This window comes from Kandleria vitulina DSM 20405, from assembly GCF_000702065.1.
Taxonomy (GTDB): domain Bacteria; phylum Bacillota_I; class Bacilli_A; order Erysipelotrichales; family Coprobacillaceae; genus Kandleria; species Kandleria vitulina.
In genome coordinates this window covers 1-6,504 of the sequence record NZ_JNKN01000058.1, presented here as the reverse complement: position 1 = coordinate 6,504, position 6,504 = coordinate 1, and the positions used below count along the sequence as shown (strand labels likewise).

The window sequence follows — 6,504 nt, the reverse complement described above, 5'->3', positions numbered from 1 at the left end:
CTCTTTCAGGATCTGCTGTGCCATGTTAGAGTTTAACGCTTTGTAGTTAGGGCTGTTCTTTAAAAGAGTGTAATTCTTTTCGTATTTTAAAAACTCGCCCTCAGAAAAGTAATACTGTCTTACATTGTAAATGGCTTCATTGGCAAGATTCTTTGCTATATGGCACAGTTCTCTTATAGTTCTGTAATCTTCCTTTGAAAGACGCTTTACTTGTTGTTTTACAGTAAGATGCATACAGCTTTCTCCTTTCTAAAGACTCGGAAATAGGATTTCCTGTATGTATATTATACCATATATTTTACTGATATTTATCCCACGGCCTAAAGGCACGTGGGTTTTCTGTCGGGAACTTTATAAAATCTATGAGTTTAAGATTGATGCCTACAGTGGTGTTATTATTGAATTAGAAGAAGATGATTAACAAAAAAAGAGTTCTTTGCGAACTCTTTTTTTATAATTCTACTTTTTCTAATGAAACCAAATCCAATTCAGTTGGAGTAAGGTTACCTAAGAAGTCTACTAATACAGTAGCTCTTTCTTTTTCTACATCGATTGCTTCTACTTTACCGCTCATTCCAGCGAATGGTGCAGAAAGAATCTTAACTTCATCGCCAACTTCGAAATTGATTTCAAGCTTAGCTGTCTGGATTCCCATCTTCTTTAAGATTGGATCGATTTCATGTTTAGCTAGTGGGAATGGCTTAGCTCCTCCCCCACTTGAACCGATAAATCCAGTTACACCTGGTGTATTTCTTACAACATACCAAGCTTCATCTGTCATAACCATTTCTACAAGAACATAACCTGGCCAAAGGTTCTTTTCTACATTGACCTTTTTACCATTCTTTACAACAGTTTCAGGATGTGTAGGAACAAGAATATTGAACAATACATCCTGTAATCCCATTGATTCAATTCTTTTTTCTAGATTTTCTTTAACTTTGTTTTCATGTCCAGAATAGGTATTTACGACATACCACATTCTTCCTTCGTCGTTGATATCTGCCATATTAATTTAACCCCAATGCTTTTAAGATTAATGCAATAATTGCATCGCTTGCATAGAAATACAATCCTAAAACAATTGTAAATGCGAGTACTACCCCACTATCAATAGCAAGCTCTTTTTTACTTAACCAATGTACTTTCTTGATTTCTTCACGAATACCTTTTAAAGAACACCAGTCTTTTAATTTTAATGGATCCTCATCAATGGATTCAGCTAGAGCTCTTTTTCTTTCAAGCTTCTTAGCTGCACGTAATTCTTTACGTTCCGCTTTTAGCTTTTCTTTAAGCTCTTTCTTTTCTTCCTTAGTTTTAGCGTCCATAGAGTCCCCTCCTTGTTATTTAGATTCTCTATGAAGAGTATGTTTTCCACATCTCTTACAATATTTCTTTAATTCCAATCTTTCAACGTTTGTACGTTTATTCTTATATACACTGTAGTTACGAGATAAACACTCAGTACATACTAAAATGACTTTTTCTCTCATAATCCGCTCCTTAGCCACTATAATTTATCATATAAACATGTAAGAGTCAAATAACTTTTATAAATTCAATTGATTACATCACATCTTTTTTCATATATCTCTTTTCTAGAGATAAGCTGCTCTTCAATTTTTTGCTGACACGATACATGGCATTGTAGACTGTCTTAATTGGAACATGAAGCTGACGTGAAACTTCCTCTTCACTATAGCCCATTCTCACCATTTCAAATATATAGCGATCTCGCTTAGAAACATGGGACAGACACTCACGAATACAAAGCTTCATTTCTTCTTTATGACACTGTCCTTCTGGTGAATAATCCCCAGATCCATCTGCCACAATATCAAAAAATGTACGTGATGAATCCTTATATTGTTCATCTAACGAAAGATAAGACAGACGTCTTACCTGTGACTTAATGGCACTTTGCATTCTTCTTGTACAGCATACACTCGCGTACGTATTAAACTTAGCACCACCATCTAATCGATAGCTGCATAGCACATTCTTAAAGATTGATGTACCAATCTGAATCAAGTCATCATAATCCATGACTCTACATTGATTCGCATAGATACGATGTGCAATTTTAATCATTATGCGATAATAATACGCATAAATGTTCCTCATAGCTAAAGCACTTCCACATCTTGATAAATAAATTAATTCTTGTACTTCAGCATTATCCATAACAAATCCCCCTTATTACAATGGGTGACGTGAATTATAGACCTGGTATAAAAGCACCGCTGTAGCAACAGAGGCATTAAGCGATGTGACATGTCCTACCATCGGCAATACGACATTGATATCACAATTTTGCTTAACTAATCTTGAAATACCGCTTCCTTCTGAACCGATGACCAATACAAGCGGCATATTATAATCAACTTGGCGATAGTCCTGAGCACGTTCATTTTCACAAGCAACAGCCCAGTATCCCATCTTTTTAAGCTCATCTAAAGTTCTTGTCAAGTTTGTCACCTGAGCTACCTTCACATGATCAATAGCACCAGTTGAAACCTTTGCGACAGTTGATGTCAAGCCAACGCTTCTCTTCTTACCAATGATAACGCCATCTACACCAACTGCATCACAGGTTCTCAAGATAGCACCAAGGTTATGTGGATCTTCTAAACCATCTAGCATAAGAAGACAAGGTGTTTTCCCTTCTGGGATAGATGAAAGAATCTCATCCAAGCTGGCATAATCGTAGCTTTCTACAAGCGCAGCTACACCCTGGTGGACAACGTGGCCAACCAAGTCATTCAATTCTTTTTTATCACTCATCTTGAATGTCTTTTTATATTTCTTGCAAAGATCCATCAAATCCTTATTCGTATTCTTCTGAATAAGAATCTGACTAACCTTTCCATTCTTTAATAATTCTCTGACAGTATTTCTGCCATAAACCCACTCTTTCATATTACACCTCTTTGTTTCTTATGATTGATTTTTGTCGAAATCGACCCACTTTTTGTAGAAATTGACAATTTCCTTAATACGATCATGTCTTTCTTCAAGATAAAGATGACCAATAATAGCTTCAAAACCAGAAGACTGATTATGAACAATCGTCTTCTTATTCTTGGCCCCATGACCTTTAGTATTTCTTCCTCGCTTATAGATTGATATCTCTTCATCAGTAAGCCAGCCATTTTCCATAGCTGCTTTCATAAAGCCTGCTTGCGCATAGGCACTAACATAATCCACCGCTGCTTTCTGCAAGTCATTAGGCTTTACAATTTGTTTTTCAATGACTAAATATTCTCTAATATAGACTTCAAAAATAGCATCTCCAAGATAAGCGAGTGTTAATGCATTGAGAAGTTCAGGTCTCATTAAAGAATACCTCTTTCTATCAATAACCCTCTCACACGATCAGCTTCTTCAAAGTTCTTTTCTTTCTTATAGGCATTCCATTCATTGTAAAGATCAATATCTTCTTCACTTAATTCAACGCCTTTAAAAGCAAATCCCATGACATCAGTCATTTTCATTAATGTCGCATATTCTTTAGCAATAGCCGCATTATCTTTTTCTCTTGTTCTCATGACCTGGTTCAATACTTTGACCTGATCAAGAATTTCTGTTAATGCCAATGATGAATTTAAATCATCAGCTAATGCCATTACCATATGGTCAACTGTTTCTTTGCGTGCTTCTTCTTTTTCTACATGATTAACTGCTAAATACAATGAAGCACTCTTCACAACATTTTCCACTTTTGCGACTTCTTTTTTTACATTGTTTAATACTTCATCAGTGAAGTTAAGTGGATTTCTATAATGCGTTGATAACATTAACCATTTATACACATTGCATCCTAACTCATTTAATAGATCTTTAGCCCAAAGTACATTACCTAAAGACTTGGACATCTTTTCTCCATTAATATTGATCATCTGGTTATGCATCCATGTATCTGCGATATGATGTCCACTGTAAGCGACAGATTGTGCCATCTCATTTTCATGATGAGGGAACTTTAAGTCATGTCCTCCAGCATGGATATCGATATGTCCTTCTTCAAATATATCATTAATCATTACAACACATTCAGTATGCCATCCTGGTCTCCCTTTTGACCATGGTGAATCAAACTGAATACCTTCATCTGTCTTTTTCCATAAAGCAAAATCCAATGGTGATTCTTTCTTCTTATCATCTTCAGTTAAAGTACGTTCACTTGCACCCTGAATTAGATCATCAATCTTAATTCCTGACAATTCTCCATAGCTAGGAATCTTAGTGACTCTAAAGTAGACATCGCCATCTTTTTCATAGGCATATCCCTTTTCAATTAGCACTTCAATAAAATGGATGATCTTATCCATCGTTTCAGTAACTCTTGGCGTATAGCTTGGTGTTAAAAGATGAAGACCATCTCTTACTTCTTCATACGCCTTAATGTACTTGTCAGTCAGTTCTTTTTCACTGACTCCTTCTTTTTTAGCCTGTTTGATGATCTTGTCATCTACGTCAGTATAATTTGAAACATAGATAACTTTTTCTCCTAGATATTCAAGAGTACGTCTTAATAAATCAAATGTGATCATCGGTCTTGTATTTCCAATATGAACATAGTTGTAGACAGTTGGTCCACATACATACATTGATACTTGTCCATCTTTAAGGGGAGTGAGTTCTTCCTTCTTATTTGTCAACGAATTAAAAACTTTCATGTTATTTTCCTCCTAATAAAAAGAGCATATGGCAAAGATAGTCCACCTTACCATAGCTCATACTTTTAACGCAAGTAGCACGTTCTTTCTTTTAAAAAGACTCAAGCAAGGGCATCCAAAATATTCAATACGAGCATTTTCACCAGTTAGCTCTCTCTATTGTATATCCCATTTTTTCATTCTTACTTCTAATTTAATTTCAATATACCAAATTCACTAGCTTGTGACAAGCAAAACACAAGAATCATTTTGTTTTTTAAAGATATCATGTATAATCGATTTGAAAGAAGGGAGATACGCATGAGTATTAATACAGTAGTAACATTAAAAAAAGGTGAAGGACGTACTTTATCACAAGGAGGACTCTGGGTCTTTGATAATGAAATAGATACTATTAAAGGGCATTTTAAGAATGGTGCACTTGTTAAAGTAGAAGCATTCAACCATTATCCTCTTGGAATTGGATACATCAATCAGAATTCAAAAATCAGAGTTCGTCTGCTTACTCGAAAAGACACTAACATCGATGAAAAGTTCTTCAGAATGCGCTTAGCTAACGCATGGGAATATCGAAAGAAAACTGTCGATACATCTTCTTGTCGTATTGTCTTTGGGGATGCTGATTTTTTACCTGGCATCACCATTGATAAATTTGAAGATATCCTTGTAATTCAGTGCCTTACTCTTGGTATGGAAGCCTACAAGCTTCTTCTTATTGATTTATTAAAAGATATTCTTAAAGAAGATGGCATAATCATCCGTGGAGTCTATGAACGAAGTGATGCCAAGGAACGTAAAAAAGAAGGATTAGAACGTGTTAAAGGGTTTATTGGTGAACCATTTGAAACACGCTTTATGATTACTGAAAACAATGTCAAATATATGATTGATGTAGAAAACGGACAAAAGACAGGTTTCTTCCTTGATCAGAAATACAACCGTCTAGCTATTCAGTCACTAGTAAAAGATGCTAAAGTATTGGACTGTTTCACATACATCGGTACATTTGCCCTTAACGCTGGTATTGCTGGAGCAAAGAGTGTACTTGGTGTTGACGCTTCTGAATTAGCGGTCAGTCTTGCCAGTGAGAATGCTAAATTAAATAATCTAGAAAATACCGTTAAATTTGAATGTCATGATGTCTTTGATTTCCTTCCTGAACTTGAAGAAAAGAATGAAACATTCGATGTTGTAATTCTTGATCCACCTGCTTTTACGAAATCAAGAAGTTCAATCAAGAATGCGATCAAGGGATATCGTGAAATCAATATGCGTGGCTTGAAACTTGTCAAGGATGGTGGATATCTTGCAACTTGTACATGTTCACATTTCATGGATGAAGAAAACTTCAAGAAAGCCATCGCTCAAGCTGCCAAGTCAGTGCATAAGAGATTAAGACAAGTAGAATGCCGTCAGCAGTCTCCTGATCATCCTATTCTTTGGGGAGATGAAAACTCTTCATATCTTAAATTCCTTATTTTCCAAGTTGTAGATGAAAGGGGCTGACCCGGATAGATAATCTGGATTAGTTTTCAAAAATAAAATGCGCCGGATAATTCCGACGCATTTTTTGGTATAATGTAATTATGAAAACCACAACATTATACCAAAAAAATTATAGCGCATTTCAGACCTATGCGCTACTGGATTTTAACATTAATTTTGAGAATGATGTGCCTAGTGACGATATTGCACGTACTGTCATTGAGATTACGGAAAGGATGAACATTGGAAAGTATGTTGATCTCAGCAGTCGCAGATTGCATGGGCATGATGCAATGAAGCTTCTGAGGTGCATCCTGCTCGGTTTCGCTGATGATGGATA

Annotated in this window: 10 protein-coding genes and 1 pseudogene; 3 read left to right on the top strand and 8 right to left on the bottom strand. The window is 35.7% G+C overall.

The annotated features are described in order from the left end of the window. The coding region (locus T513_RS0109320; protein ID WP_031589870.1) for a hypothetical protein at positions 1-234 on the bottom strand (234 nt) is incomplete at its 3' end. 43 nt (positions 235-277) lie between these two features. Here T513_RS0109320 and T513_RS12305 point away from each other — a divergent pair. Then, on the top strand, positions 278-421 hold the full coding sequence (locus T513_RS12305; protein WP_162176427.1) for a hypothetical protein: 144 nt from the start codon (positions 278-280) through the stop codon (positions 419-421). A 30-nt stretch (positions 422-451) separates the two neighbouring features. Here T513_RS12305 and nusG read toward each other — a convergent pair whose 3' ends face one another. From nusG to cysS, 7 genes are all read right to left on the bottom strand, one after another. Next, positions 452-1,009 (bottom strand): transcription termination/antitermination protein NusG, encoded by a 558-nt coding sequence (gene nusG, locus T513_RS0109315; RefSeq protein WP_029071084.1) that lies wholly within the window; start codon positions 1,007-1,009, stop codon positions 452-454. A 1-nt stretch (position 1,010) separates the two neighbouring features. Then, entirely contained in the window at positions 1,011-1,328 is a 318-nt protein-coding gene (gene secE, locus T513_RS12055; protein WP_080692590.1) for a preprotein translocase subunit SecE, read from the bottom strand. Between the two features lie 15 nt (positions 1,329-1,343). Continuing rightward, the gene (gene rpmG, locus T513_RS0109305) at positions 1,344-1,493 is read right to left on the bottom strand and encodes a 50S ribosomal protein L33 (RefSeq protein WP_029071082.1); all 150 of its coding nucleotides are present in this window, start codon (positions 1,491-1,493) and stop codon (positions 1,344-1,346) included. 73 nt (positions 1,494-1,566) lie between these two features. Beyond that, positions 1,567-2,184, bottom strand: a complete 618-nt coding sequence (locus T513_RS11805; RefSeq protein ID WP_029071081.1) for a sigma-70 family RNA polymerase sigma factor — start codon at positions 2,182-2,184, stop codon at positions 1,567-1,569. A 15-nt stretch (positions 2,185-2,199) separates the two neighbouring features. Next, positions 2,200-2,919 carry a 23S rRNA (guanosine(2251)-2'-O)-methyltransferase RlmB gene (rlmB, locus tag T513_RS0109295; RefSeq protein WP_029071080.1) on the bottom strand — a complete coding sequence of 240 codons (720 nt, stop codon included), beginning with the start codon at positions 2,917-2,919 and terminating at the stop codon, positions 2,200-2,202. Between the two features lie 18 nt (positions 2,920-2,937). Further along, the gene (locus T513_RS0109290; RefSeq protein ID WP_029071079.1) at positions 2,938-3,336 is read right to left on the bottom strand and encodes a Mini-ribonuclease 3; all 399 of its coding nucleotides are present in this window, start codon (positions 3,334-3,336) and stop codon (positions 2,938-2,940) included. Next, a complete protein-coding gene (gene cysS, locus T513_RS0109285; RefSeq protein WP_031589869.1) occupies positions 3,336-4,679 on the bottom strand; it encodes a cysteine--tRNA ligase in 1,344 nt (447 codons plus the stop codon). The genes T513_RS0109290 and cysS overlap by 1 nt, the downstream gene beginning before the upstream one ends. A 300-nt stretch (positions 4,680-4,979) precedes the next feature. Here cysS and T513_RS0109280 point away from each other — a divergent pair, with 300 nt between their 5' ends. Then, positions 4,980-6,185, top strand: coding sequence for a class I SAM-dependent rRNA methyltransferase (locus T513_RS0109280; RefSeq protein WP_031589868.1), 1,206 nt, complete (start codon positions 4,980-4,982; stop codon positions 6,183-6,185). A gap of 80 nt (positions 6,186-6,265) precedes the next feature. Next, positions 6,266-6,504 (top strand): annotated as a pseudogene (locus T513_RS12525) (transposase); the annotation flags it as partial.